At 73.6% G+C, this 560-nt stretch carries 1 protein-coding gene; it reads left to right on the top strand.

What is annotated here, in order from left to right; translation table 11 throughout:
* Nucleotides 1–560 (top strand): RQC domain-containing protein (locus KUM32_RS41145; RefSeq protein ID WP_302185266.1); only part of this gene is annotated, 560 nt, incomplete at both ends.

The following is a 560-nucleotide window of genomic DNA, read 5'->3' as shown; positions in this document are numbered from 1 at the left end:
GGGTGCACCTGCTGGCCTACTTCGGGCAGAAGTCCACGCCGTGCGGCAACTGCGACACCTGCCTGACCCCGCCCGACTCCTGGGACGGCACGGTCGCCGCGCAGAAGCTGCTGTCCACGGTGGTGCGCCTGGACCGGGAGCGGCGCCAGAAGTTCGGCGTGGGCCAGATCGTGGACATCCTGCTCGGCAAGAAGACCGCCAAGGTGATCCAGCACGACCACGACGCGCTGTCGGTCTTCGGCATCGGCGCCGACCTGCGCGAGTCCGAATGGCGGGGCGTGGCACGGCAGTTGCTGGCCCAGCGGCTGCTGGCGGTCGAGGGTGAGTACGGCACGCTGGTGCTCACCGACACCAGCGGCGAGGTGCTCAGCGGCCAGCGCAAGGTGCCGCTGCGGCGCGACCCGGAGCCGGCCAAGCGCGCGCCCAGGGCCGAGGCCAAGGGCGGTGGCGGCGGCTCGCGGCGGGCGGCGCCGGTGGACCTGCCGGAGCCGTTGGTGCCGGTCTTCGAGCGGCTGCGGACCTGGCGGACGGCGATCGCGAAGGAGCAGGGCGTCCCGGCG

This window comes from Streptomyces sp. AC627_RSS907 (assembly GCF_019049165.1).
This window is presented reverse-complemented; position numbering and strand designations above follow the sequence as displayed.